The following is a 25033-nucleotide window of genomic DNA, read 5'->3' as shown; positions in this document are numbered from 1 at the left end:
CGAGGCCGCCCACGCGGACGCCTCACCAGTGGAGATCGGTGACACACGTCATCGCATGGCGCAGTGCTCGAGAACCGGCACGTGAGGAAATAGTCCCTGCGCCCCAGGTCTCACCATGGGCGCTGCCAGCCACCTCAACACGAGCAAACTGTACCGGTTGGCCGGTATAGTTTCCTTTGTGCCACGTCTCAGTTCGAAAGAGCGACTGCTCGACGCCGCGGCCGAGGTGCTGCTGTCCAAGGGGGCCGAGGCCTTGACGCTGGAAGCGGTGGCCCGGCAGGCAGGCGTGTCCAAGGGCGGCTTGTTCTACCACTTCCCCACCAAGCAGGCACTGGTCGCCGCCATGGTCGACCGCCTGATCAAGGCCTTCGACCAGGCACTGGCCGAGGTGGGCGCCGAGCCGGGCGACTTCCTGCGCGCTTACCTGAACGCGACGATCCCCGAACACCACACCGCGACCAACGCTTCGGCCGACCGGGTGACCGCAGCACTGCTGGCCGCGGTGCTCGTGGACCCGGCAGGCTTGGCGCCGCTGAGAGAGCGGTTCGCTGCTTGGCAGGCCAGACTGACCGACGACGGCATCGATCCGGCTGCGGCGACGGCGGTACGGCTGGCCATCGACGGCTGGTGGGCGGCCAGGCTTCTCGGCCTCGGCGAACCAGACGCAGCACTGCACGAACACACCAGGCGCTACCTGATGGAGGCGATCGACCGTGCTACGCGCCACTAAAGCGTTGATGCTGCTCACGGATCTGGCATTCGTCGTCTACTTCATCATCACCGGGCTGGGTGCGATCCCGCCCGAATGGGCGTTCGCCGACTACACCAACCCGGTAATGGCCGACTGGAACTGGTCGTTTCTCTGGATCGACCTGCTGGCCAGCGCCACCGGCCTGGCCAGCCTGTACCTCCTGCGCCGAGCGTCGCGGTCGGGTCCAGGCCTGATGCTGGTCTCGCTCGTGCTCACCATGGCGTCCGGCTTGATGGCGATCGCGTTCTGGACCCTGCGCGGCGACTTCTCACTGGCCTGGTGGCTGCCGAACCTCTACCTCATGCTCTTCCCGATCCCCGCGATCGTCTGCCTGACGCAGCCACGACCACACTTCACCGCCTCATAGAGCTACAGGCCTCAGCCGACGCGGCCTTCCGGTGCCCGCGCAGGCGAAGCGCGCACGCCGCCGACCCACCACCGTTACGGCTGGGCGGTCCGGTCTTCTCCGGGATCGTGCAGGTGATACCGCTCCTGCGCAAGTAGGCGCGGCGGGAACGGGAGCCGTACGCCTTATCGGCACGGACCCTGCCGGGACCCGTGCGCGGGCGTCCCGGTCCGAGCCGGGCACACTGAGTGAGCAGAACGCGGCGATCGACGGTCGGCACAACACCCGCGCCCAACCGAATGTCAACGGCCAAGTGCTCCGGTTCTGGCTAATTTCCGGGATTCCTGCCAGACCCAGGATTCACCCGTCGTCGGCACATGAGTTCGGGAATGATGTCGTTTCCGGCGACTCCATGCACTTGGATCAGCTGATGCCTCGGCTACCACAGATCAGAGGCTGCTATCGAATCGTTGAGACATGAGAGGGGCACTTGGTCGTTTTCGCATGCGCGGGGTGTGGTGCCGTTTTGACCGCGAAGGTGTCGCGGGTCGCGCTTCCCGACCACGCCGATCAGAAGTACGGCCACGACTTGCTCCCCGCACTTCTGGAGCCCGGAACGTACGCGGTGCATTCCCAAGCCTCCGACCCGCCATGGCGGGTCTGGGAGGAGGCGGCAGCCGGTGGCGTGTACCTACAGGTGTATTCCCTGCCGTATGGACCCTCGGGGATCATCGGGATCGCGCCCGGCGATGTCCGACGAACCGTCCTCATCCGAGAGCGCTGTGATGGCTGCTGCTGTGGCCTGGACGGCCGGAACGGCGCCAACCTCGCGTGTGTGGAGTGCGGGCGTGCGGTGGCGACCCGCATTGATGACTGCGGGTTCTGGCAGGTGGTGTGGCTGGATCCGAGTGCCGTACGACCCGTCTGCGTCGATGGCCCCGCGTGCACGGTGGTCGGCTGGGAGGCGCTGCGGACGGCCTATCCGGCCACACCGCCCGTTGAGCAGCCCGGATGGTGGAGCCCACGGTGGGAAGCAGCGGTCGCGGTGGCGTTGGCACACCTGTTGGCGTTGTCAGGCGGCCAGCGGATTGCCGTCCCTGACGGACCGGTCGCCGAGGCTTTTCGCAAGGCGCTCGACACGCTGCTCCCTGCAGGCCCGTCGGCACGGAACCTCGTCTTGGCCGGGCCTGGCCTGTCCGGCGTGACCGCGGATATCGCCCTGGTGCCGCGGCATCCGCAAAGCGGCGAGGTGTGGCCGTGCGGCGCGGGAGCGGTGGTGCCGCTGGCGGCTGACGTGTGGACGTACATGGCCTTCAATGACGATCGGCGTCTTACCCTCGCGGCGGCAGGGATGCCCGACATTGTCCGCCGCGACGATCCGCCGCCACGGCTGCCATGGAGGCCCTTCAGACCTGATGTAGGCGTGTTCCTCCACACGCTGGCGCGGCTACCGGCGGCTCGTGAGCCGTGGTTGCGCGCTATCTACGACCATGTGGAAGACCGCCGATACAGCTTGCCATGCTTCTAGGAGCCAGCGGGGCTCCAGGCGCAGGAGTATGTGCCCTTGCGGTATCTCGGCCTCCGCTTCGTCCCGTGCGGCCGTTTCTCGTTGTGGAACTGGATGGAACGCCCTTGCAGTGAGTACGGCGACACACCGGCCCGGGATCGAGGGCCGGTTCCATAGAATCGAGGAAGATCCACGATGTTCATGACTCGACCGTCACGTCGTCGCACAGCCCTCGCTGCGGTGGCCGCCTGCGGGGCGGCTGCGGCGATCACGACATTCGCGCTGAGCCGACCGGCCGCCGCCCTTCCCCTCAGCCAGGCGATGTGCGATCCCCGCGGTTTCCCGCTTACCGCGAGTTCGGCCGTGTACGTGGGCCTCCTCGATAACCCGGTCTTCGTCGACGTTCCGGCTACGACGACAGTAAAGGTGGAGGTCACCGCGGACGTCTCCGTTGAGGCGGGTGCCGAGATGCGACTCACTTACAGTTTGAACGACTCCCTTAAGTCGGAAGGGGCGTTCGGACCCGCCAACTTCGCCAATCATCAGGAGTTCGCCGAGACTCGATCGACCTTCGCCTTGATCACCGTGGGCCCTGGAAGGACCAACATCAGGCCGGTGATCAGGATCAACGGTCCCGCCGGCAAGACGGGCTTCGTGCTGCACCGATGCGTCTCGGTGGAGGCCTCGACCAGCTGAGTGCCGATCCGCGGCGCCGACCAGCCGGTGAGACATGGCCTCGCCGCGCTTCTCCGGCTGGAGCCGGCCCAACGCGGCCAGCCGGAGGAGATCCGCGACAACCTGACCGCCCGCATCGCTGAGGCCGAGCAAGAAGTGTGCGTCAAATGCCCTTCAGAACACGATCAAGTGCCGCCCGGCCCGCAGGTCCCCAGTGCGGCTTGCCGCCGGGAAGGCCCCGATCTCCGTTCTGCCCCATGAGCATCAGGAAGAGGCTCTTCATAGCGGCCAGCCCGCGGGCGCGCCGGATCGCCGCCTCGTCCGCATGCCCGTACATGTCGAAGAACCGTGCGGCCGTGCCCGCAGGTAGCAGCACCCAGGCGGCGGCGAGGTCCCACGCCGGATCGCCGGCGAACAGGTCACCGAAGTCGATGATGCCCGAGAGCGTTCCGTCCGAGACGACGACGTTCGCGGGATGGAGATCGCCGTGCACCCACACCGGCGGGCCCTCCCACGCCGGGGCCGCAGCGGCGTCGTCCCAGACATCCCGGACGTCGGCAACGATGTCGTCCAGGGCAACGGCCTGGAGGGACTTCTCGAAGCCGACCGTGCAGTTCCTGGGATGGGCACCGCGGTCCGTAGCGATCGGCGCCTCGGCGGGCGCCTCCACATGGAGGGCCTGGAGGAAACCCGCCAGCGTGTCGGCCGCGTGGGCGCCGCGGCTGATCGAGCCGTGGTCCAGCGGCTCGCCGGGAACCCACGTCATCACGGTCCAGTGCTTGGGGAAGCGCTCGGACGGTTCGCCGAACCGCACCGGGGTCGGCACCGGGAGCGGCAGGCGCGGGGCCAGCACGGGTAGCCACCGCCGCTCCTTGAGCTGGTGCTCCGGGGTGGGGTTCATGCGCTGCATGCGCACGGCCAACTCGTCCCCGAGGCGCCACATCTGGTTGCCCCAACCGCCCACCACCTCACGGATGGCCAGCCCCGCAAGGTCTGGATGTTGCTCCTGCAGCAGGTCGCGGACCAGGTCTGCGGTGATCTCGATCTCGGTCATGCGAAGTCACAGTACTGAGGCGGCAGGCGGAGCGGGAGGTGAAACCTGCCCAGCTCGACAACCTCATTGCCCGGCGCTCGGCGGCGGTCCACCTGGGTATACCGACTCTTGCCGACAGCGCGATCCGCACCACCACGTCGACGGGCCGCAGCACCCAGTCCTGAATATCCGTGGTCGTCGCAAACCCGCACAGCCTACGCTCCTCCCCATGCGCACTGTGTTCGTCTTCCCTGCCGGTGAGCGAGCTGAGACCGTCGCCTCACTTGATCAGCTCCTGCCTCAACAGAGCGGACCGTGGACGCTGAACGGCAAGGTCTACATCGACATCGACGATGAGCAGACCGGTTACCGAAGGTCCGCAGAAAGCCTTGGCCTTCAGGCTGGGGATGAATGCGGTCCCCCCTTTGGGGGATGGCCCGCCGTAGGCGGGGCATCCCGGAGCGGTGAGTGCGGATTTGGAGCCTCAGGTGGGGTGGCGTTGCTGTTCGATGTACGTCTTGATGATCGATAGGGGCGCTCCGCCGCAGGAGGCGGCGAGGTAGCTGGGTGACCAGAAAGGGCCGTGCATGATGGCGGGGTTGATGCGGCCGGTGAACTCCTTGCGCAGGTAGTGCGAGGAGACTCCCTTCAACGAGTTGACGAGTTTGCTGATCGCGACCTTGGGCGGGTAGTGGACGAGCAGGTGGACGTGGTCGTGTTCGCCGTTGAACTCGCGGAGTTCGGCCTCGAAACTGTCGCACACCTCGATCATGATGTCTTCGCAGCGGCGCAGTATCGCGTCGTCGAAGGCGTTTCTGCGATATTTGGTGACAAAGACCAGATGGGCGTGCATCGCGGAAACCACGTGTCTGCCTCGTCGATATTCCACTTCCTGACTCATAGACCAGACGATATTGTTTTCGAGTCGGTGAGACGTGAGCGTCCTGTGGGAGAGGGGGTGTTGCGCATGTTGGCGGGCCGGAAGTATCGCCTGGAGTTCGACTTCGGGCAGCGGGCGTTCGCCGAAAGGCTGGGTGGGATCTGCCGGGCCGTGTGGAACACCGGCCTCGAACAACGGCGGGATTACCGGCGGCGCGGGCAGTGGATCACCTATGCCGAGCAGTGCGGGCAGCTCGCCGAGGCGAAGAAGGACCCGTACTGCGACTGGCTCGCCGATGCCCCCGCCCAGGTGATCCAGCAGACCCTCAAAGACCTGGACCAGGCGTGCCGCAAGCATGGCACGTGGACAGTGCACTGGAAGTCGAAGGCGAAGTGGCGGCCCTCGTTTCGCTTCCCCACCGCCAAGCACCTGCCGGTGGAGCGGATCGCCCGCAAGTGGGGACGGGTCTTCCTGCCCAAGTTCGGGTGGGCGCGGTTTCGGATGTCGCGCCCACTCGGGGGAAGCGTCAAGTCCGCGACCGTGTCCCGGGACGGCAAGCACTGGTTCATCAGCTTCCTGCTCGAGGATGGGATCGCCGAGCGTGAGGAACACGCCCGCCCTGGATGGGTGGGCGTGGACCGGGGGGTGGTCACCGCCGCCGTGACCTCGGACGGGGAGTTCTTCGACCGCCGCCACGCCCGAACCGGCGGTGTCTCCTCCCTGCAGCTGCCACGGGAGACGAAACAAGACCGGCAGGGCGACCTCGGGTATCTCACGCCCGGCCAGGCGGAACGGTATCTACGGCTGCAACGCCGACTCGCCCGCACGCAGAAGGGATCGAAGCGGCGCAAGAGGGTCAGGGCCGCGATGAGTGAGATCATGCGGCGAGTGCGGTGGCGGCGCGCTGACTTCAACGCCCAAGCCGCGCACCGGCTCACCCGCGCCTACGGGCACGTGGTCATCGAAGACCTGAACACCAAGGGCATGAGCACGGCCGTCAAGCCCAAGCCCGACCCCGACCGGCCGGGCAGGTTCCTGCGCAACGGCGCGGCAGCGAAATCCGGACTCAACAAGGCGATTCTCGACAAGGGCTGGTACGGGCTGGAAGTCGCTCTCCGCTCCAAGGCCCGCTACACCGGCAGCGTCATCCATAAGATCAACCCCGCGTACACGTCCCAGACGTGCCCGGAACCTGCGTGCGGGAAGGTGGACGAGAAGAGCCGCAAGAGCCAAGCGATCTTCTCCTGCACTTCTTGCGGGCACACCGAGCACGCCGACATCGTCGGGGCGAGGAACATCAAGAGCAAAGGACAGGCGGCCTGGCTGGTCGTCTCAGGGCGTGGAGACCCACCCGGGTCCGCGAAACGTCAAGCACCCCGTTCCACAGCACGGGCCGCGCAAGCGGCACGAGCTGCCGCATAGCGGCACGGGAATCCCCGCCCCTTCAGAACGGGGAGCAGGTCAACTCTTCCCGAGGACGTGGCGGTCCTCGAAGCGGCGGTCGGACACCACCCCACCTGGGCAGTGCAGATCGACATCTCCGGACGGATCGACGGCACCGCAGAGGTTCACCAAATGGTCGCGCTGCTGCTTGAGCACGGAGGCGTGGCAACAGATGACTACTCCGTCCACCCCTGGACCCTGCAGGAAATCAAGTCTGAAACAGTGATCGCCTACCACGAACTCAATCGCGAGCATTGATACTCCGGAATCGATCAGCATTCAAAGCGTAAGTTCAAAGAAGCGTGTGTCCGCTGTCCGATGCTGCGGATCGACCTGGCCCAGGGTCCCCGTCTGCCGCAGAGCGAAGACGACACCCGCGAACGCCTGGGCGAAGCCAAACGCATGCGGTGGCTCGGCGAGCTGGTCTTCACCAACGAGGTTTTACAGCGCTTCGAGGCCGAGCCGGCGGCCATGAACAAGGCGGATAGCAGCGTGCTGAGGCCGAACCCCTTGCCAGACGGCATCCGGTCGACCGGCCTCCGAGGAGGCCGGCGCGGCCCGGAGCCGACAGGCTCGATCAGCCGATCGGTGGTGCGAGGTATTCCAGCGCATAACCGTCGCCGGAGGGGGTTACGCGGGCGATGCCGGGTGAGTCGAGGTGGGCGCCGGCTACGAAGTGGTGTGGTCGGGTCAGTTGTTCGAGGAGGGCCGCTCGCGCGGCGCGGGCCTGCGACTGGTTGCCGTCGAGCTCCCAGGACACGTTCGGCTGATCGAATTGGAGCGTGGGAACGTGAACGGTGTCGCCCCAGGCGAGAAGGTGGCCGGTGCCGCTCCTGACGTCGTAGACGGTGTGACCGGGTGTGTGGCCTGGGGTCGGGATCGCGGTGATCCAGTCGTTGATCGCGACCCTCTCCGACACGGGTACGACCCGGTCGCGGATCGGCTCGAGCCGCCCCGTGAACACCGAGGTGTCGCCCGCGCCGATCCACACGCGCTCGAGTTTGGTGAACGCCTCTGAACCGTCCGGCGCGATCAGGCCGCTCACGTGGTCTTCGTGTTTGTGGGTGATGGCCACATCGGTGACATGCGCGCGGTCGATTCCCGCTTCGTCGAGCGCGTCGTAGATCAATCCCATGGTGGGGTCGTGCCAGGCGTTGGACGCGCCGGTGTCGATGAGAACCGACCGTGTGCCGTCGGTGACGAAGAAGGCGTTGACCGACAGCCGCAAGTTGTCGCCGGCCAGCGGAACGGCGGCTGGCAGCTCATCGAGCGTGCGCCCATCCTCGTCGCGAAGCCGTGTCGGCGGCATGTCGATGTACCCGTCTCGCAACGAGATCACCTGCAGATCGCCGAATGCGAACGTGGCATGGAGCTGGCCACTCGAGATCAAACGCATGGAGCCTCCGTCGTGTTGGGCGCACATCGCGCCTCTCCGATAGAAGATCTTATCTTCTTTAGGAGAAACCCTACACTGTGGGCAGCGAGGTACCCAACGATCAAGGAGCACGGTGGTCGAGCAAGACGGAAACGCGCCCGAATCACAGCACGGTGACGACCTGGCCGGCGCGTTCGGCGGTAACGTGCGGCGACGCCGCGAGGAAGCGGGCCTGACGCTGGAACAGCTGTCCACACAGTCGTCGGTCAGCCGGGCGATGCTGTCCAAGGTCGAACGCGGTGAGAAGAGCCCGACGATCGGCGTCGCGTCCAGGATCGCCCACGCGCTCGACGCGTCGCTCTCGGACCTGATCGGTGCGCCGGCTGCTGCCGCGTCTGGTGTGGCCATTGTCATGCGTAAGAACGATCGCCCCGTTTTCCGTGACCCGGAAACCGGCTTCGAGCGGCACATGGTGTCAGCGGCCCCGGGCGCGGGAGGAGCCGAGATGGTCGTCCACTACCTCCCCGCGCAGGTCTCTACCGGGCTGCTGCCCGCATATCCGCCGGGTACGGAGAAACAACTCGTGGTGCTCGAAGGCATCCTCACCGTCGCGATCGGCGGGATCAGCGAGACTCTGAACACAGGCGACTCCCTGTTCTTCCAGGCCGACGCGGACCACGGCTTCGCCAACCGAACGAACGCTCCCTGCGAATACATCATGGTCATCTCGCGCAGAACCTGATCGGCCGCAGCTTGCGGGCCTGGACAAAGCCGGCTAGGGCATCGCCGCACTCACGGCATTCTCCGGAAAAGCCGACTCGCGAGCAGCTCCGCGACGTGTCGGTACCCATGCGGCTGACCGTCGGCGGCCAGGCACCGACTGGCCCGGCGCTGCTCGCCAACTGGCTGCCTTCTAGCCGACGCGTTCAGGCTCTCTACTGCGTCAAAGCCGCGGACCAGGACCGTACCTGCTGGGCGAGAGCGGCCACATGCTCGGGAGGTGTGGTCTTGACGATTCCGTGTCCGAGATTGAACACGAACGGGCCACCACTGAGCGCGTTCAGGATGCGGTCTGTTTCCGCGTGGAGTGCGGGCCCGCCCGCGACCAGGAGTTGAGGGTCGAGGTTGCCCTGCACGCACCGGCCGAGTTCTTGCTGCACCTTCCGCGCGGCCCACTCCACAGGCACTGCCGAGTCGAGCCCGACGCAGTCCACGCCGGTCGCCTCGGCGAAGCCGTTGTAGGCAAGCCCCGCGCCGCGCGGAAAGGCGATGATGGGAACACTCGGATGCTTCGCCTTCAGCGCCGCGACGATGGCGGCGACCGGCGTGACGCACCAACGCTGGAATAGCGGGTCGGGGAGTATTCCGGCCCAGCTCTCGAAGAGTTGGATCGCTTCGGCACCCGCCTGAATCTGACGGTCCAAGAACTCGATGGTGGCCGCCGTGAGCAGGTCGATCAGGGGTTGGAACCCCTCCGGATCGCTCAGCGCCCACTGCTTGACGATGGAGTGCTCTGAGCTGCCACCGCCGCGCCCTTCGACCATGTAAGTCGCGACCGTCCACGGCGCACCGGCATAGCCGATCAACGTGATCTCGTCAGGCAACGCGCGAGTGAGTCGTCTGACGGTCTCGTAGATCGGGGCCAGTTCTTCGTGCAAGCGGGAGGCGCTCAAGAACTCGGTGATGTCCGAAGTCGAACGGATCGGGGGCGTGAGGACGGGGCCGTCACCGACCCGGTACTCCAAGGTCTGCCCCAACGCCGCCGCGATCTGGGGAAGATCCGCGAACAGGATCGCGGCGTCGAGCGTGAAGCGGCGGAGCGGTTGCAAGGTGACCTCGACCGCATGCTCGGGCGAATTGCACAGCCCCACCATTCCGCCCGCAGCCTCGCGGACGTCGTGGTACTCCGGCAGATAGCGTCCGGCCTGCCGCATGAGCCAGATCGGTGGTCGCTCGGTGCGCTCGCCCGCGAGCGCGCGCAACAGCAGCTTCTTCGGTCTCGCCTCGCCCGCCACGTGATCGACGTCCGACTCTTCCCGCATATCGACGCTCACGCGCCTCCGTCCTGCCCAGATACGCGAGCCCCGACCGGCCCGATCAGCACACGCGCCCCTACAAGTGAAGGTGTGCGCTACCACCCTATCTACGCCCACTACCTAGATCGACAGACTGGTGACGGCCGGGCTGCTGTAGGAGACGTTCTTGCCTCCCACGAACGGCAGCAGGCGCTTCGTCTCCTGTTCCAAGGCCGCCTGATCGATCGCGGACAGCGGGCGGAACGGCGTGAGGAGCAGGGTGTCACCTTGGAGGGACCAGGTTCCGTGCACGTGGCCGTCCACCAGGAAGGTGGGCTGTACTCGTGCCTGACCAGGCATCACGCGCTTTCGGTTCTCGTGGCTGATGATGCGGGTCCGGTCGGCGTGGCCGAGCAGGGCGTTGTCGAAGGCGGGCAGCAGTCGTACGGGGGCGGGCGTGTCGGGGTCGGGCAGTTCCGCGTCGGCGACGTCGATCAGTTCCCTGCCGTCGGGGTCGCGGTAGTGGCGCAGTTCGGCGCGCATGCCGGAGACGATCTCGCCGAGGCGGGTCAGCCCGGACCAGGCCTGTACGTCCATGATCCCGGCTGGGCCGAATGCTGCCAGATAGCGGCGGATGAGGTCCTTGGCGGTCGCCGGGGCCATGGGCCGGCCGAGCCAGGTCTCGGCGGGCGTGACGGAGACGGCCGATCGGGTGCCCCAGGACCCCCATGTGCCGGCGGCCGGGTTGTGGATGAGGGGGGTTCTGAGCTCGATTTCCCCGGCGAGGACGCGCCCGTCGCGGCCTGGGTGGCGTTCGGCCAGCCGCCGGGCCAGTTCCTTTCGCGGTGTCGTCTCGCCCGCCAGCAGCTCAAGCCCGGTGGCGACCAGTGAGGCGGTGTCCAGGCCCGCGTTGTCGCGGGCGAAGTACGCCGAGCGGGCGGTGCGGTCGAGGACGGGCTGCAGCAGCGGCCGCAGCCGGCGGAAGTCGTCGGCCGCGGCGAGGTGCTGGGTGCTGCGGAGCAGACCGGAGCGGACCACCTTGCGGTCCTGCAGCAGTGTGGTGAGCTGGGCGTGGGTGAAGCCGCAGATCCTGCTCCACAGCCCGACGTAGGGCCAGTTCGGCTCTTGCGCCTGCAGCGCGACCAGGCGTCCGATCACCTCCAGCGGGGTGTGATCGGTGCGGGCCAGCAGGAACTGGCGGCCCAGCAGGGCCCGGTTCAGGGCCCTGCTCGAGAGAGTTCTCATGACAGCCGCACCGAGACATTGCCCCGGTAGGAGCCCTGGAGCAGGGACAAGAACGCCTGCGGCACGTCTTCGACCCCGCCCTTGATGACCGTCTGCGGATAGACGAAGCGGCCCTCGCCCAGCCAGGCGCTGAAGTGCTCCCGCCAGGCGGCGATCTGGTCGGGGGTGTGGTGGCAGGAGAACGGCAGCAGCTGAATGCCGCTGGCCTGGGCCGCGGCATGGTCGGGCGCGGGGAAGCGTTCGGCCGCGTCGCCGAGCTGGCTGGACAGCGAGCCGCACAGCGCGAAACGGGCGCCGGGCCTGGCCGCCTGCAGCGCGGCCTGGTACTGCTCGCCCCCCACGACGTCGAAGAACACCGAAATGCCCTCAGGCGCGAGCTCCCGTAGCCGCTCGACCGGCGAGCCGTCGTGATAGTCGAACGCGGCGTCGTAGCCGAGCTCGTTCACCAGATAGTCGACCTTGGCCGGGCTGCCGGCGCTGCCGATCACCCGCGCCGCGCCGAGGCACTTGGCGATCTGCCCGGCCAGTGAGCCGACCCCGCCCGCCGCGCCGGAGACGAACACCACGTCGCCCTCGCCGACGCCCGCCACGTCGGCCATCCCGTAGTAGGCCGTCGGCCCCTGACCGAGGTAGTAGCCGGGGTCCGCGACGGGATCAAGCTTCATGTACTGGGCGGCCGGGCCCGCCGAGTACTCGCTCCAGCCGGTCATCGACTGGACCAGGTCGCCAACCGCGAGCTCGGAACTGTCGGAGTGGACCACGGTGCCGATGGTCGCCACGCCCACCCGCTGCCCCGGCTGCCAGGCCGGGACCGGGATGGTGCAGTCGGCCCGCATCAGCTCCAGATAGGTCGCGGCGAGCCCGATCTGGTCGGTGCGCACCAGGACCTCGCCGTCCACCTCCGTCTTGGCGACGGTGAAATGGCCGAGCGTGGGGGCGCCGGTGATCTGGGCGGTCAGCTGGATCTCACGGGTGATCATTCGTCTGTCCTTACCTCGGGCGTTGCCGTTGAGATCGACTCTAGAAAGACTTCCGGCCACTTTTTGACCGGAAGTCGGGCAAGGATGGGGGTATGGCGAACACCAGCTCACGGACCCTCCGACTGCTCTCGCTGCTGCAGAGCCACCGGCACTGGCCCGGTCTGGAACTGGCCGACCGGCTCGGTGTCTCCGAGCGGACCCTTCGCCGCGACGTGGACCGGCTGCGCGAGCTCGGCTACCCGGTCGGCGCGGCCCGGGGCACCGACGGCGGCTACCAGCTGGCGCCCGGCGCCGTGCTGCCGCCGCTGCTGCTCGACGATGAGGAGGCGGTGGCGCTGGCGGTGGGCATCGGCGACGCGGCGCAGAGCGGAATCGCCGGTATGCAGGAGGCGTCGCTGCGCGCACTCACCAAGGTGGTACGGGTCCTGCCGCCCCGGCTGCGGGCCAGGGTGGACGCCCTGCGGGCGATGACCCTGGCCGTCGCCGCCTCCGGGCCGATCGTCGCGGCGGAGGTGCTCACCGCGGTCGCCCAGGCCTGCCGGGACGAGGAGCGGCTGCGCTTCGGCTACACGGCCAGGGGCTCGGCACCCACTGAGCGCGAGGTCGAGCCGCACCGCGTGGTCGCACTCGGCGGACGCTGGTACCTGGTGGCCTACGACCTGGGCCGGCACGACTGGCGCAGTTTCCGCCTCGACCGGCTGACCGAGCCGGCCGCGACCGGCACCCGCTTCCGTCCACGCCCGCTCCCGGCCGAGGACGCCGCGGCCTTCGTCCAGGCGGCCGGCGGAGCCCCGGCGCCGTACACGGTCCAGGCGCTCGTCCACGCCCCCGCGGCCCGGGTACGGCAGGCGGTCGGTCAATGGGGCACCATCGAACCGCTCGATCAGGACCGCTGCCGGATCACCATGACCTCGACCTCCCTCGACTGGCCGACCCAGGCCCTGGGCAACGTGGGCGCCGAGTTCGAGGTGCTGGGACCGCCGGAATTCGCCGCGCACGTCCAGGAATGGGGCGCCCGCTTCATCCGGGCCACCCGCTCGGGCCAAAGCCCCGACCTCTGAAGGGCCTCACTCCGCTCGGACGCCCCACCCAGGCAGGCTCCGCCTGCACGGCGCTTGTTGAGCTTGGCCGGCCCGGCATGGATGGCAGGTGCGACCTCACGATTGTGGGGCGTCGCCATTTCCAGACAGGGGGCGCGGATCAGGGGCGGTGGTTGTCGCTGAGGTCGCGGGTGAGGCGGCGCAGGAGCGGCCCGTACTCGGGGTGTGCCAGGGCGGAGGCGAACTGGGCGGTGAGGTAGTCCGCTGGGTTGCCGGTGTCGTACCACCGGCCGGAGATGACCTGCCCGTATACGACGTGGCTGCCGGCGCAGGCGTTGATGGCATCGGTCAGGTAGACCTCGCCGATGCGGTGCTCGTACCAGCGCTTGGTCTGCTCGCGCAGTTCGTCGATGATGGCGGGCGTGACGATGTAGCCGCCGATGGCGGCGTAGGCGGAGGGGGCGTCGGCGGGTTTGGGCTTCTCGACCAGGCCGGTGATCCGCAGCAGGCCGCGCTCGAGGTTCTCCTGGACGACGGGCACGCCGTACCGTGCGGAGTCCTGCCGGTCGATCGGCATCAGGGCCAGCACCGGGCACCTGGTCGCCTCATAGGCGCGAATCAGCTGCTGGGCGCGGGGCACCTCGGCCACGAATACATCGTCGGGCCACAGGACGAGCATCGGCTCGTCGCCGATGCCGTGCGCGGCGTTCAGGACCGGGGTTCCGTTGCCGTACGGGCCGTGCTGGTCGAGGTAGGTGATGTGGCCTTGCCGGGAAAGCTCGGCGACCTCCTCCACAGCGTCGGCGTAGGCGCCCTTGCCGTCGGCGCGCAGCTGCTGCACCAGGGCGGGGTTGGGCCGGAAGTGGTCCTGGATCAGAGACTTCCCGCCGGAGACGACGATGGTGATGTCCGTGATGCCGGACGCGATCAGCTCACGGACGGTGTGCTCGATCACCGGCTTGTCGCCGACCGGCAGCATCTCCTTGGGGATGGCCTTGGTCAGCGGCAGGAGACGGGAGCCGAGTCCGGCAGCGGGGATCACCGCCCTGCGGATCGTCGGTCGCATCAAGTCTCTTTCCGTTGAGCGGGTACACCGCGCTGGCCAGCACGACACGGTCCGACACTAGCAACGCTCTCCAGCTCGTAGTCGTCCACGTCGTCCAGCGTGGTCCGGTCAAGTCCGAACATGTCCCGGGCGGCGATCTGGACGGCCAGGGATCTGGGTGAGGCGTAGTTCTGCTCTCGCTCCCATCTTTTTTCTGTGGATTCCTACGGCAATGGCCCAGGACGACAATGCCCGGCGGATGTCCGGCGGATGTCCTGGCTGTGTTCACCCTGGCGAGGCAGCATCGAACGCATAGGTACCAAGAACCTGCCGCAACGCAAGATCGAGGGGAGAGAAATGATCCGCAAGGCGCTTGTCACGATGTTCCTCATGACGTTACTGGCATTTTTTGCTGGCACGTTCCCCGCCAGTGCCGGCGTCGGCGAGTCGGCCTTCGCCAGTTCTTCTCAGGTAACGAGCGCTCCGCAGAACGCTCTGCTCGCCAGTTGTTCTCCGACGCCGCCGCCATGGTGGTACAACTACAGCACGGCATTCACTGGCACCAACAACTGCAACAAGTGCATCGAGATGGGAAAGGTCTGGAACGCTAGCGGCTACCAGGCATATTGCTGGGAAGTCTCGGATTACCGGGTCGAGCTCTGGCTCTACCATCCATAGAAACCCACCCGGGAGAGCCGCAACCCCTGTCCGGACTGCGGCAGCGCCCGGCCGTTGTGAAACTCCAGCGGTCGGCACGCTTGCACGGAGCGCGATGCCGTGCCGATCGTCGCCGTGGCGTTCCGGCGGGACTGGCCCACGGTCACGGCATAGTAGACGCCTTCGATGTACCCCTCGACGACGCGGTCCACGGCTCATGCTTCTTTCTGGCCGGCGGCCGTGTCGTCGTTGGGGATGCGTCAACGTAGGTGGCGATCGTGCTGTGCGCACCACCGCGCGCCAGGTCGGCCGACGCCGGATCCCGCATCTACCGCAGATCCGACGCGAGTTGCCGCACGGCCCGATGGATACGGATCCGCTCAGGCGTGATGCTCTCCGCCTCCAGCAACTAAACCACCGCCTGATCCACCTGACGACGCTGCGCATGCGCTCGCGCGAGATCCACCGCCAGCCGCGCCCGCCACTGGCCGAGGAGTGATGGCTGGTCGCCGAAGTTCGCCCCGGTCGACTACCGCGAGCGGCACGCTGTGAAATGCGGCATCAACTGCCTCAAGAGGCATCGCGCGTGGCCAGCTACGAGGCGACCGTCCTCGTAACGGACCGCCAACGAGCGGCTAGGACCCACCGCTCTCAATCAGCAGGTCCACGTTCCACTTCTCGGGCAGTTCACTGCCGCAGAAGACACAGACGAAGTCGCTCTCACGCACGATGTTGTGCTCCTGGCACCCAGGACAGCGTCGGAACACCACTTCGTGCGTGAAACCGGACGGACGTGCGAGCCCTACACAATCGAGAGCCTGGGCGACCGACGGCCAAGAGTTAACGTCCGGGCAGTACCCGGTTGAATGGTTGCTGACATCGCCCACGACCCATCTGCCTGCCTCGCGGGTGAAGCTGATCTCGCCGGCGCTCAGGACCGATCGTCCGCCTGCACAGGCCACATGCTCGCTTCGTCGCGGCGCCAGCCGAAGCACGCCGTCCGCGCCGACCACGAAGGTGAACGGCTCAACCAGCTCCGCCGCGGAACGCTCGGCGACCCAGCTGTCGAAATCAGCCGCAGAGCCGATCCGGCAGCCGCCGCTGCCAGGCCGGATCGCGGCCTTAAGATCGGCCGGTCCCACGTACCGATAGTTCCACCCCCGCATGCTCACCTGAGCCAACCTAGAACACTTCCGATACCACGCCCTAGGCGTAGCGGCGTTACCGCGGGTGGATTCTCTCGCGCACCAACCCTGTCCTCATCCACCGTCGGCTCTGCCGCATATCGGTCGTGACGAGATTGGGGAACGGAGATTGACGAAGACGAGAAGACGATAAATGCCACCGACCTCGCCGGGGCAGGGCGGCAGTCCACCCGGCCGCCTTGCTGCGCCCGTACGGATGGGTTTTACGCAATTGTCGTCCTGCAGGTGATCAGCGTTGTTGCGGGTCCGGCCACGCCGCATTGCGACCGGCTGGCATGGAACGATCCACGCGAGAGCGACCGTTGGCTCATCGGTAGCTCCGCGCGTGGCGGCGAGGGCGTGCTCCACGCTGGGGTACCAGTGCAGGTGCCGCCAGGCGTGGCGAGTTCCAGCAGGCGAGCGTGTGGCGAGAGGTGGTGCTGGCATGGCGGTGCAACGTCACCGACCTGACGGCCGCGGTGATCCCAGGAGTGCTGGCGTCCGCCGCCGCGTGGCGCGCGCACGCGCTGCCCCTGGCGGAACTGCCGTGGGTGCTGGCCAAGGCCTTGGTCTACTTCTGGCTGTTTTTGTGCGTTCACACGCTGTCCAACCAGGCCAGCGGGGTTGCCGAAGACCAGGTCAACAAGCCCTGGAGGCCGATTCCCGCCGGGTTGATGACCGCGCGGGGTGCCTGGGTGCGCTGGGGGTTGGCGGTCGCGGCGTTCCTGCTCGCCGGGGCGCTGATGGGAATCCTGGCCTGGACGGTGTTGTGGCTCGCGATGGTGGGTCTGCGAACCTACCGAGGGCTGATGCGCCATTGGTATGTGAAGAATCCGGCGATCGTGGTCGGTGCGTGGGCGTTGCTGGCAGCCGGCTGGCAGATCGCCGGGCCCCTTACCCCGCGCGCCTGGCCGTGGGTCGCCGCGGGGACGGCGTACTGGCTGGTGGGGTTCGTGGAGGACCTGCGAGACGTGCCCGGCGACCGGCGTTGCGGGCGGCGGACGCTGCCGATGGCGGTGGGGCAGTGGCCGGTGCGGCTAGTGGCCGCCTGCGCGTTGGCGGCCCTGCCGGTGGCGGCCGCGTGGCTGACCCGCGATGTCGCCGCGGCCGGATGGTGGGCGTGGGCAGCAGTCCTGGCCGGGGGCTGCTGGTGGGTCGCCCTGCGGCTGACGGTCCTGCGCACGGCACGGCAGGACGCCGCCACCTATCAGCTGTACGCCTGACCTGGTGCTGGTTGGTCAGCGGACCGCTGGTTCTGGGATGACCCGTCCCCCGTGGGAGCGGCTGCGAGGAAGGCCCACATATGGAAGGTGCGTCTCGTCATGGTCCGGTACTGGTGACCGGGGCGTCCGGCGGCATCGGCCGGGCGACCGCCCTGCTGCTGGCCCGGCGGCTGTCGTAGCTGCCGCGCTCGGCCGGGTTGGAGAGGGTGGTGCCGGGCAGTTCGTGCACCATCTGCATCATCGCGCCGATCAGCCGCTCGATGATGCCGCCGAAGTGCGGCATGCCCTTCGGCCGGTACGTCAGCGGGATGCCGTGCTGCGCGCAGCCCCGGCGCAGCGCCTCGCTGCGGAACTCGGCGGCGTTGTCCACGTAGATCTCGTCCGGCTTGCCGCTCATGGGCCAGGCCACCCCCTCCAGGCCGGGCCGCTCCAGCCACGGCCGCTTGTCGCACACCATGCGTGCCAGGCACAGCCCGGCCGACAGCGCCGAGGGCGCCTCCAGCGTGACCATCAGGCCGATCACGCAGCGGCTGCCCACATCGATCGCGCCGCCGCCGTGTCCGCGGCCGCTAACCCCGGCCGCGGCTGATCGGCCGGCGGGCCGATCACCTCCGCCTGGCGGACCGCCACGTCCCATGCCTCATCCGGGGCGGTCAGCACACCCCGTTCGATTTAGGAGCGACTGTCGGTGGCCGGGGTGAAACATGAAGGCCGGTCAGCCCTCGCAAGGTGGCGGGCCTGATCGGATGCCGGTCAGGTGGGGTTCATGGGTGGGGCGCCACGCATGGCCTCCTGCGTGGTCGTGATCAGAGCGTCCAGGGTCTGCCGGGTGCGGGCGAGCTCGTCCGACTGGGCGTCGATGCGGTCGCGCTCCGCGGTGAGCTGGCGTAGTACCGCCGGAGGGCAGCGCTCCCCGGAGTCCTTGACGTGCGGCAGCAGCGCGGCGATGACCTTGCCGGTCATTCCGACGGCGAAGAACTGTTTGATCAAGAGCACGCGGCACACAGCGTCCTCGTCGTAGTGGCGCTGCCCGCTCGCACTGCGCCGGCTGGCGAGCATGCCCTGCTCCTCGTAGTAGCGCAGGGAGCGCACGCTGGCCCCGGTCCGCTGTGCGAGATCACCGATCCGCACGGCCACCTCCATCCCGGATTGCCTCTCACATCGATGTCAGGTTTAGCGTAGCGGCGTGCCCCACGAGCCCCTGGAGGTGGTTTCACGTTGCCCGCATGACCCGGCGGCTTCGCCACGGCGCGCCAGACAGGAGGCCTTGGTGTGAGCTTTAGAAGGTGCGTTCGGCGACCCTCACCCGCTGGCTCGCCTGCAACGCGGCGCGAAGCTTGTCGGCCGGCAGCGGCGCGGCGGGGGCCTGGAGTATGCGCTCGACCGGTACGTCGGGGTCGGCGAGGTAGATCTGGGTGTAGGCGCCGGACTCGGGCTCGAAACGCCAGCTCTCGCTCAGAGTTCCGGCGTCGACGGTGTCGAAGCCGAGCCGCTCGATCAGCTGCGCTGCCCGAGCCTTCGCGCCGGGGTCGTCGCCGGCGATGGGCAGGGCGCTGCGGTCCGGGGCTCCGGTGGGCCGGGCGAGCTGCGGGATGTGGTGGGCCAGGATGTTGTTGAACGCCTTGACCAGCAGGGCACCGGGCAAGAGCTGCTGGGCCAGCTCGGTCGTGGTCACCTTCTCGGCGTCGAGTTCGGCGATCCGGCCGTCGCGGAAGGGGTAGTAGTTGCCGGTGTCCAGCACGGTCCGCCCCTGCAGCAGCTCGGCGGGCACGGAACCGTAGGCGGTCAGCGGGATGCTGAGCAAGGTCGCCTCGCCAGCGCGGGCAGCTTGCTCCACGGTGCCTGCTGTGGCTCGCGGCCCCAGTTCCTCGACCAGCGCAGCCAGGCTCTGCGGGCCACGCGAGTTGGCGATCACCACGTCGATGTCCGCCGCCACCGCCAGCCGCGCGACCGCCGAGCCGATCTTTCCGCTTCCGATGATTCCCAGAGTCGACATCGCCGATTCCTCCCTCTACGTCGTGGCCTCCTCCGAGCCCATACACCCGTGAACGTATCGGCCACCCTGGGCCACGTTAAGACCTCACATCAATGTCAGAGGCAAATCAGCGGTGCGCGATGGAGCGGCGCGGTCGATGATCCTTTCCGGGCCGATGGCGGAAAGGCGGATGCGCTGTGCGCGGCGCTTCTGGGGGTCCTTGGCTTCGCTCCGGCGGCGACCGGCCGGCATGAACGTCGCACCACACGCCGCCATCCCCGCGGCGATAAGCACAAAATATCCGTACTGAACGTCCTCGACGCCCAGACCGGCCGTCTGCCGCAGCGGTCTGCTGCCGCGGCGCATATTCTCGATCGTGCCGCCCGGAGTGGTGACCACCCAACTCTTGTCAGTCCGGTACGCGCGCACGCGGCCCGGCTGATCCAGCCCGCAGGAAGGCATCAGCCGTGTTGCTCACCCAGCTAACTGCCCGCAGCCTTCCACCAGGTTGGGCCGCGACGCTGCCGCCTGTTCGCCACCTGGCGGAACGAGGTCTCGAGCTCGCCGCCCCTGTGGCCTTCATCGTCGGGGAGAACGGCTCCGGAAAGTCCACCATCATGGAAGCGGTCGCCGATGTTTGCGGCCTCAACTCGGAAGGCGGCAAGGCCGGTACCAAGTACGCCAGCACCGGACCCGCCACCCCCTTGGGAGAGGTCCTTGACGCAGACCTCACCGCAAGGGGGCTGCGACTGCTTCACGGTCCCCGCCTCAAGCGGCGGGCGTTCTTCTTCCGCGCCGAAACACTCTTCAACCTGGGGCAGAACGTGTCTGGCCGGTATGGATTCTGGGAGAACGACCTGACGGAGCAATCCCATGGGGAAGGGTTCTTCACCGTTCTTGAGCGGATGGTGTCGGGGCCGGGGCTCTACCTCATGGACGAACCCGAAGCCGCCCTGTCGTTCCAGTCATGCGTGCGCCTGGTAGCCCTCATGAACCGCGTCGCCGGCGAAGGCGGACAGATCATCTGCGCCACCCACTCGCCGATTCTCACCAGCCTTCCGGGGGCGCAGGTCATCGAACTCGGTGACCACGGTATCCGCACCACCGACTGGGAAAAGCTCCAGTTGGTGGACCACTGGCGACGATTCCTCGCCAAACCCGATTTCTATCTGAGGTACGCCCTGGATCAGGACTGAGACGCTTAACCTCGCTGTTGGCTGACTCCGCCCCAGCCGAAACGGCGAGGTCAGCGGACGGCCGCTTTCAGCGCCGCCTCGATCGCGTTGGTCAGCGTTTCCAGATACTCATCGTCGCTGCGGCCCTGTATGACCAGTACGCGGAATGCGAGCGGTGCGATCAGCAGGTCGGTGCCGAGGTCCAGATCCAGCCCTTGGGGGAGTTCGCCGCGATCAATCGCGCCCTGCAGTATCGCGCGCGCCGCCGCCCGCCGCGGTGCGGTCACTCCGGTGTAGAGCCCTTCCGCCAGGGCGTCGTCGTACCTGGCCTCGGCGAGCAGTCCGGCCGCGATCCGGGCGAGTAGCGGATTGGCCAGTTGGCCGCGGAAGGTGGCGAGCAGCTCGCGCAGGTCCGTACGCAGGGCACCCGTGGCCGGTGTGGGCGGGATCGCGTCGGTGACCTTGCTACGGATTAACTCGGTGACCATCGCCTGCTTCGAGGGCCAGCGCCGGTAGAGCGCGGCTTTGCCCACGCCGGCGCGCCGGGCCACCGACTCCATCGACATTCGCGCGTACCCGGTCTCGGCGAGTTCGGCGAGGGCTGCCTCGGTGATCGCCTCGGTCACCCGCTGCCGCAGGACCGCCCCGCCGGTCGCCGGCTGGCCCTTCTTCTGCTGCTGCACTGTCATGCTCTCGAGCATAGCGAACGGAACGGTGTCGTTCCATATGTTACCTTATCGGCATAATGGAACGCTGCCGTTCCGTTCCGTTTTCGGAAAGAGCCGACGATGAAATTCCTCTACGACAACGAGTCCTTCTCCTTCGAGGCGCTGCGCGCCGCGGGCTACGCCGCCTATAGCGGCGCCGACCTCGGCGAGGTCCTGGTCACCTGCCGGCAGATCCCGGAAGGTGACGAGGAGGCCTGGTCGGCCCAGTGGGCCGCGACGGCGGCGCGCATCGAGCGCATCGGTCGGGACGCGCTGGCCGCCGGTCACCGAGTCAGCGCCCGGGAGGCGCTGCTGCGCGCGTCCAACTACTACCGGACCGCCGACTTCTACCGCCGCGAGAATCCCGCCGCCGACGCCGAGTCGGCGCGGCTCGCCAAGGCCTCCCAGCAGACGTTCGCCGACGCGGCCGCCCTGCTCGACACTCCGGCCCGCGCCCTGCGCATCCCGTACGAGGACACCACGCTTCCCGGCTACCTGTTCCTCACCGACGATTCGGGCACCCCGCGCCCGACCCTGCTCTACCACGGCGGGTACGACTCCACTCTCGAGGAGGACTACCTGGCACTGGCCGCGGGCGCGCTGCGGCGCGGCTACAACGTCATCGCCTTTGACGGCCCCGGCCAGGGCAGCACCGTCCGCGAACAGGGCCTGCACTTCCGGCCGGACTGGGAGGCCGTGGTCACCCCCGCCGTCGACTTCGCGCTCACCGTGCCCGAGGTGGACGCCGAGCGACTCGTGCTTGTCGGTACGAGCCTGGGCGGCTACCTCGCCGCGAGGGCCGCCGCCTTCGAGCACCGCGTCGCCGCGTGCGTGCTGCACGACGGCGTCTACGACTTCCACGCGGTCATCGCGGCGACCGCCGGCCGTGCCGCTTCGATGCCCGGCGGCATGGAGGCGTTGATGGCGCAGAACACCATGGTGCGATGGGTGGTCCGCAACGGCCGGTGGACCTTCGGTGTCTCCGACATCGACGAACTGGTCAAGGCAAGCGAGGCGTACACCATGGCGGGTATCGCCGACCAGATCACCTGCCCGACACTCGTCCTCGACGCCGAGAACGACCAGTTCTTCAAGGGGCAGCCGCAGCGCCTGCTCGACGAGCTGACCTGCCAGAAGGAGCTGATCTCCTTCCGCGAGGACGAAGGCGCGGGCGAGCACTGCCACGAGGGCGCGCTCTCCCTGTTCCACCAGCGCACCTTCGACTGGCTCGACACCCTGCTCGCCGACTGACCTCGCAGGCCGGCCCGCAGTCGCTTTCATGAGGCCGGGACCGTCAGGGCCGGTGGCATGACCGTAGGTCACCCTTAGTGTCCGGCGTCATTCGCACGATCGCCATCGTGATCGCTTACGCTTCGTACCGGGCGTCAGTACGATCCGCGGACGCGTCAGAGGCATCGGCTGTCGCTTCGAAGGACTCCGCCAAGGAGGCCACTAACGAGAGCCATGCCCGTGGGTCTGGGGCATGGCTCTCGTGACGCTGTGTGAGGGGTGGGCCGGAATATGCCAGAAACCTGCCGCGAGGGTCAGTCTCCAGCACCGTGGCCAGGGCAGATGATCCGATAACGCTGCCGCGAGAACGGGGTTTGTGACGGACCTTGTGAGCCATCGCCGCATTTCAGAGGCACACCCGCGCTGTTCTGCCAGCGGTGAACTCTGCCAGCGGTGAACACCGGCCCGACCGGTGTTCGACGATCACTACAGTCCAGTCTCATGACGACAGTGACAACCCGCACGGTCGAGTACCCGGCCGACGGCCTGACGATGATCGGGCACCTTGCGCTGCCCTCCGGCACCGGGCGCCGCCCCGCGGTGCTGCTCGGACCAGAGGGCCCAGGGCTCAGCGACGTCGAGCGCCGCCGAGCCGATGCGCTCGCCGAGCTGGGATACGTGGCGCTGGCCTTCGACCTCCACGGCGGGCGCTTGCTCACCGACCCCGAGGAGATGCTGGCCCGTTGCATGCCGCTGCTCGCCGACCCCGACCGGATGCGGGGCATCGGCCACGCGGCGCTCGACGTGCTGCGCGCCGAACCGCGGACCGACCCCGACCGGATCGCCGCCGTCGGCTACGGCACCGGGGGCGCCATCGGGCTGGAACTCGGGCGCGACGGCGTCGACCTCCGCGCCATCGGGACAGTCAACGCACTGACCACGGGCCGACCGGGCGAGGCGGCGCGCATTCGCTGCCCGGTGTGGGCCGGGGTCGGGTCGGAAGACCCGATCATGCCGCCCGCGCAACGGGACGCGTTCACCGCCGAGATGCAGGCCGCGGGCGTCGACTGGCGCCTCGTGGTCTACGGCGGCGCCTTGCACGCCTTCCACCATCCGACGGTCGACCACACCGTGGTCCCCGGCGTCGGCTACCACCCACGGCACGCGCAGCGAGCCTGGCGCGACGTCGTCGACCTGCTCGCCGAGTGCCTGCCCGTGACGGAGTGATCTGGTCAGTCCAAGCTCGGCCACCCGCTGACCAGCGCTTACCGGTCACCACGGCAGGTTTCTGGCGTATTGGGGTCCCACCCCTGTGAGTGTGGTCAGCCGGCTTGTTCGGCTCTGGCTCGGGTTTGGGCAAGGCGGTAGGAGTCAGTGCCGGTCTCGATGATGTTGCCAGCGAAGGTGAGCCGGTCGACGATCGCGGCGCAGAGGCGCGGGTCGGTGAAGGTGCGGGTCCAGCCGGAGAAGGGCTCGTTGCTGGCGATGGCGACGCTGTTCTTCTCTTCGCGTTCGGTGAGGACCTGGAAGAGGAGTTCGGCGCCGTGCCGGTCGAGTTCCATGTAGCCGAGTTCGTCAATGCAGAGCAGGTCGACGCGTCCGTAGCGGGCGACGGTCTTGGCGAGAACCTTGTCGTCGGCGGCCTCGACGAGTTCGTTCACGAGCTTGGTGGCGAGGGTGTAGCGGACCCGGTAGCCCTTCATTGCGGCCTCGGTCCCGAGGGCGATGAGCAGGCGGGACTTGCCGGTGCCGGAGTCGCCGATCAGGCAGAGGGGCTAACCCCTTTTCACCCATTCGCAAGTGGCGAGCGTATGGATGGTGGCGGGATCGATGTTGGGGTTGGCGTGGAAGTCTAAGGCGCGCAGGGACTTGTCGCGGGGAAACTGGGCGGCCTTGATGCGGCGTTCAGAGCGGCGGCGAGCGCGGTCGTCGCCTTCGGTTAGTGGGAGTTCGGTGAGGAATCCCAGGTAGGACATCTGCTCGCGGGTCGCCTGCTCTGCCAATTCGGGAAAGGCGGTGCGGAGCTGGGCAGGCGGAGCATCCGGCAGGCCTGATCGATGGAGGCCGGGCGGCCTGTTCGGTCATGCCGCGGTGGGGGACGCTTATGGTGTTCCTCCTTGGGCTGGGCGCTCGTCGGGCGGCCGGGCGCGTTGAGGAGCTGGTCATAGGCCGTCACCGAGGGCAGCGGCCGGGTGTCGCGGGGAAGCCGGGCCAGGCGCCGTTCGGTCAGGAACGTCACCGTTGCCTCGTGGTTGTCGTGCTGGGCGGGCTCGGGAGCGGCTTGTTCATCTTCCTCAGCGGCTTTGCGGGCCTCCAGTGCGACCGCGTCCGCGGTGAGGGCGCCGGCCCGCAGCGCGGCGGCCAGGCCGGTGACCAGATGCTCGGTAGGGATGTGACGGGTCAGGAGCAGCACTTCGATCAGCGCGCGGGTGCCGTCGCGGTCGCCATGGGCCTTGCAAGCCGCCGCATTCTGGCCACCGATGGGCGTTGACGAGAACAATCCGTGGTCAGGTGCTTGCGGTCGGCCCACAGGAGAGGACACAGAGC

At 68.0% G+C, this 25033-nt stretch carries 29 protein-coding genes and 2 pseudogenes; 16 read left to right on the top strand and 15 right to left on the bottom strand.

The genetic code is table 11. The annotated features are described in order from the left end of the window. Window positions 1-178: 178 nt before the first annotated feature. The 4 genes from ACGFJ2_RS49910 (at window position 179) to ACGFJ2_RS49895 (ending at window position 3300) form a co-directional block, all read left to right on the top strand. Window positions 179-730: a TetR/AcrR family transcriptional regulator gene (locus tag ACGFJ2_RS49910; RefSeq protein WP_393480723.1), complete on the top strand. Its 552-nt coding sequence runs from the start codon at window positions 179-181 to the stop codon at window positions 728-730. A gap of 7 nt (window positions 731-737) precedes the next feature. Then, window positions 738-1118: a DUF5360 family protein gene (locus ACGFJ2_RS49905; RefSeq protein WP_393480721.1), complete on the top strand. Its 381-nt coding sequence runs from the start codon at window positions 738-740 to the stop codon at window positions 1116-1118. A 505-nt stretch (window positions 1119-1623) separates the two neighbouring features. Continuing rightward, entirely contained in the window at window positions 1624-2625 is a 1002-nt protein-coding gene (locus ACGFJ2_RS49900; RefSeq protein WP_357952792.1) for a hypothetical protein, read from the top strand. Window positions 2626-2844: 219 nt separating this feature from the next. Continuing rightward, a complete protein-coding gene (locus tag ACGFJ2_RS49895; protein WP_393480718.1) occupies window positions 2845-3300 on the top strand; it encodes a hypothetical protein in 456 nt (151 codons plus the stop codon). Between the two features lie 142 nt (window positions 3301-3442). On the opposite strand, the gene ACGFJ2_RS49890 is transcribed toward ACGFJ2_RS49895, so the two are convergent. Next, window positions 3443-4333 (bottom strand): aminoglycoside phosphotransferase family protein, encoded by an 891-nt coding sequence (locus tag ACGFJ2_RS49890; RefSeq protein WP_393480715.1) that lies wholly within the window; start codon window positions 4331-4333, stop codon window positions 3443-3445. A 38-nt stretch (window positions 4334-4371) separates the two neighbouring features. Between ACGFJ2_RS49890 and ACGFJ2_RS49885 the strand changes: the two genes are divergently transcribed. Next, window positions 4372-4497, top strand: a complete 126-nt coding sequence (locus tag ACGFJ2_RS49885) for a hypothetical protein (protein ID WP_393480712.1) — start codon at window positions 4372-4374, stop codon at window positions 4495-4497. Window positions 4498-4796: 299 nt separating this feature from the next. On the opposite strand, the gene tnpA is transcribed toward ACGFJ2_RS49885, so the two are convergent. Further along, on the bottom strand, window positions 4797-5213 hold the full coding sequence (tnpA, locus tag ACGFJ2_RS49880; RefSeq protein WP_393480710.1) for an IS200/IS605 family transposase: 417 nt from the start codon (window positions 5211-5213) through the stop codon (window positions 4797-4799). Between the two features lie 66 nt (window positions 5214-5279). On the opposite strand from tnpA, the gene ACGFJ2_RS49875 reads away from it, so the two are divergent. Both ACGFJ2_RS49875 and ACGFJ2_RS49870 read left to right on the top strand, forming a co-directional pair. After that, entirely contained in the window at window positions 5280-6614 is a 1335-nt protein-coding gene (locus ACGFJ2_RS49875; RefSeq protein ID WP_393481051.1) for an RNA-guided endonuclease InsQ/TnpB family protein, read from the top strand. A 57-nt stretch (window positions 6615-6671) separates the two neighbouring features. Next, entirely contained in the window at window positions 6672-6893 is a 222-nt protein-coding gene (locus ACGFJ2_RS49870; protein ID WP_357952798.1) for a hypothetical protein, read from the top strand. A gap of 319 nt (window positions 6894-7212) precedes the next feature. Here the strand turns inward: ACGFJ2_RS49870 and ACGFJ2_RS49865 are convergent, their stop codons facing one another. After that, on the bottom strand, window positions 7213-8031 hold the full coding sequence (locus ACGFJ2_RS49865) for an MBL fold metallo-hydrolase (protein WP_357952799.1): 819 nt from the start codon (window positions 8029-8031) through the stop codon (window positions 7213-7215). Window positions 8032-8143: 112 nt separating this feature from the next. Here ACGFJ2_RS49865 and ACGFJ2_RS49860 point away from each other — a divergent pair, with 112 nt between their 5' ends. Next, on the top strand, window positions 8144-8752 hold the full coding sequence (locus ACGFJ2_RS49860; RefSeq protein ID WP_357952800.1) for an XRE family transcriptional regulator: 609 nt from the start codon (window positions 8144-8146) through the stop codon (window positions 8750-8752). Window positions 8753-8945: 193 nt separating this feature from the next. Here ACGFJ2_RS49860 and hemE read toward each other — a convergent pair whose 3' ends face one another. The 3 genes from hemE to ACGFJ2_RS49845 form a co-directional block, all read right to left on the bottom strand. Then, a complete protein-coding gene (gene hemE / locus ACGFJ2_RS49855) occupies window positions 8946-10064 on the bottom strand; it encodes a uroporphyrinogen decarboxylase (RefSeq protein ID WP_393480707.1) in 1119 nt (372 codons plus the stop codon). Between the two features lie 102 nt (window positions 10065-10166). Then, a complete protein-coding gene (locus ACGFJ2_RS49850) occupies window positions 10167-11270 on the bottom strand; it encodes a winged helix DNA-binding domain-containing protein (protein ID WP_393480704.1) in 1104 nt (367 codons plus the stop codon). Then, on the bottom strand, window positions 11267-12250 hold the full coding sequence (locus tag ACGFJ2_RS49845; RefSeq protein WP_393480702.1) for a zinc-binding dehydrogenase: 984 nt from the start codon (window positions 12248-12250) through the stop codon (window positions 11267-11269). The genes ACGFJ2_RS49850 and ACGFJ2_RS49845 overlap by 4 nt, the downstream gene beginning before the upstream one ends. 92 nt (window positions 12251-12342) lie before the next feature. Here ACGFJ2_RS49845 and ACGFJ2_RS49840 point away from each other — a divergent pair, with 92 nt between their 5' ends. Continuing rightward, window positions 12343-13311, top strand: a complete 969-nt coding sequence (locus ACGFJ2_RS49840; protein WP_393480699.1) for a helix-turn-helix transcriptional regulator — start codon at window positions 12343-12345, stop codon at window positions 13309-13311. A 139-nt stretch (window positions 13312-13450) separates the two neighbouring features. Here the strand turns inward: ACGFJ2_RS49840 and ACGFJ2_RS49835 are convergent, their stop codons facing one another. Further along, on the bottom strand, window positions 13451-14356 hold the full coding sequence (locus tag ACGFJ2_RS49835) for a UTP--glucose-1-phosphate uridylyltransferase (protein ID WP_393480697.1): 906 nt from the start codon (window positions 14354-14356) through the stop codon (window positions 13451-13453). A 195-nt stretch (window positions 14357-14551) separates the two neighbouring features. Here ACGFJ2_RS49835 and ACGFJ2_RS49830 point away from each other — a divergent pair, with 195 nt between their 5' ends. Beyond that, window positions 14552-15013, top strand: a complete 462-nt coding sequence (locus tag ACGFJ2_RS49830) for a hypothetical protein (RefSeq protein WP_393480694.1) — start codon at window positions 14552-14554, stop codon at window positions 15011-15013. On the opposite strand, the gene ACGFJ2_RS49825 is transcribed toward ACGFJ2_RS49830, so the two are convergent. After that, the gene (locus ACGFJ2_RS49825; RefSeq protein ID WP_393480692.1) at window positions 15001-15204 is read right to left on the bottom strand and encodes a hypothetical protein; all 204 of its coding nucleotides are present in this window, start codon (window positions 15202-15204) and stop codon (window positions 15001-15003) included. The two genes, ACGFJ2_RS49830 and ACGFJ2_RS49825, sit on opposite strands and share 13 nt — an antisense overlap. 71 nt (window positions 15205-15275) lie before the next feature. Between ACGFJ2_RS49825 and ACGFJ2_RS49820 the strand changes: the two genes are divergently transcribed. Beyond that, complete coding sequence (locus ACGFJ2_RS49820; RefSeq protein ID WP_393480690.1) at window positions 15276-15491, top strand: hypothetical protein; 216 nt, start codon at window positions 15276-15278, stop codon at window positions 15489-15491. A gap of 136 nt (window positions 15492-15627) precedes the next feature. Here the strand turns inward: ACGFJ2_RS49820 and ACGFJ2_RS49815 are convergent, their stop codons facing one another. Beyond that, on the bottom strand, window positions 15628-16158 hold the full coding sequence (locus ACGFJ2_RS49815; protein WP_393481049.1) for a hypothetical protein: 531 nt from the start codon (window positions 16156-16158) through the stop codon (window positions 15628-15630). Window positions 16159-16598: 440 nt separating this feature from the next. Here ACGFJ2_RS49815 and ACGFJ2_RS49810 point away from each other — a divergent pair, with 440 nt between their 5' ends. Next, entirely contained in the window at window positions 16599-17399 is an 801-nt protein-coding gene (locus ACGFJ2_RS49810) for a UbiA family prenyltransferase (RefSeq protein ID WP_393480687.1), read from the top strand. 154 nt (window positions 17400-17553) lie between these two features. Here ACGFJ2_RS49810 and ACGFJ2_RS49805 read toward each other — a convergent pair. The 4 genes and pseudogenes from ACGFJ2_RS49805 to ACGFJ2_RS49790 form a co-directional block, all read right to left on the bottom strand. Then, window positions 17554-17949, bottom strand: a pseudogene (locus ACGFJ2_RS49805) (transposase family protein); the annotation flags it as partial. 203 nt (window positions 17950-18152) lie between these two features. Beyond that, window positions 18153-18530 carry a MerR family transcriptional regulator gene (locus ACGFJ2_RS49800; protein WP_357952812.1) on the bottom strand — a complete coding sequence of 126 codons (378 nt, stop codon included), beginning with the start codon at window positions 18528-18530 and terminating at the stop codon, window positions 18153-18155. Between the two features lie 148 nt (window positions 18531-18678). Continuing rightward, window positions 18679-19395: an NADPH-dependent F420 reductase gene (locus ACGFJ2_RS49795; protein WP_357952813.1), complete on the bottom strand. Its 717-nt coding sequence runs from the start codon at window positions 19393-19395 to the stop codon at window positions 18679-18681. 84 nt (window positions 19396-19479) lie between these two features. Continuing rightward, window positions 19480-19803 (bottom strand): hypothetical protein, encoded by a 324-nt coding sequence (locus ACGFJ2_RS49790; RefSeq protein WP_393480685.1) that lies wholly within the window; start codon window positions 19801-19803, stop codon window positions 19480-19482. A gap of 38 nt (window positions 19804-19841) precedes the next feature. Between ACGFJ2_RS49790 and ACGFJ2_RS49785 the strand changes: the two genes are divergently transcribed. After that, window positions 19842-20570 (top strand): AAA family ATPase, encoded by a 729-nt coding sequence (locus ACGFJ2_RS49785; RefSeq protein ID WP_393480682.1) that lies wholly within the window; start codon window positions 19842-19844, stop codon window positions 20568-20570. Between the two features lie 50 nt (window positions 20571-20620). Here the strand turns inward: ACGFJ2_RS49785 and ACGFJ2_RS49780 are convergent, their stop codons facing one another. Continuing rightward, window positions 20621-21238 (bottom strand): TetR/AcrR family transcriptional regulator, encoded by a 618-nt coding sequence (locus tag ACGFJ2_RS49780; protein WP_393480680.1) that lies wholly within the window; start codon window positions 21236-21238, stop codon window positions 20621-20623. Window positions 21239-21337: 99 nt separating this feature from the next. Between ACGFJ2_RS49780 and ACGFJ2_RS49775 the strand changes: the two genes are divergently transcribed. Together ACGFJ2_RS49775 and ACGFJ2_RS49770 are read left to right on the top strand one after the other, a co-directional pair. Next, on the top strand, window positions 21338-22507 hold the full coding sequence (locus ACGFJ2_RS49775) for an alpha/beta hydrolase family protein (RefSeq protein ID WP_393480677.1): 1170 nt from the start codon (window positions 21338-21340) through the stop codon (window positions 22505-22507). 480 nt (window positions 22508-22987) lie between these two features. Beyond that, complete coding sequence (locus ACGFJ2_RS49770) at window positions 22988-23713, top strand: dienelactone hydrolase family protein (RefSeq protein WP_393480675.1); 726 nt, start codon at window positions 22988-22990, stop codon at window positions 23711-23713. Window positions 23714-23808: 95 nt separating this feature from the next. Here the strand turns inward: ACGFJ2_RS49770 and istB are convergent. Then, window positions 23809-24462 (bottom strand): annotated as a pseudogene (istB, locus tag ACGFJ2_RS49765) (IS21-like element helper ATPase IstB). A 272-nt stretch (window positions 24463-24734) separates the two neighbouring features. Here istB and ACGFJ2_RS49760 point away from each other — a divergent pair. Next, complete coding sequence (locus ACGFJ2_RS49760) at window positions 24735-24977, top strand: hypothetical protein (RefSeq protein ID WP_393480672.1); 243 nt, start codon at window positions 24735-24737, stop codon at window positions 24975-24977. The last annotated feature ends 56 nt before the right edge of the window (window positions 24978-25033 follow it).

The sequence above is a fragment of the Nonomuraea sp. NPDC049028 genome (genome assembly GCF_043197735.1).
In the GTDB taxonomy this organism is placed as follows: Bacteria; Actinomycetota; Actinomycetes; order Streptosporangiales; family Streptosporangiaceae; genus Nonomuraea.
This window is presented reverse-complemented; position numbering and strand designations above follow the sequence as displayed.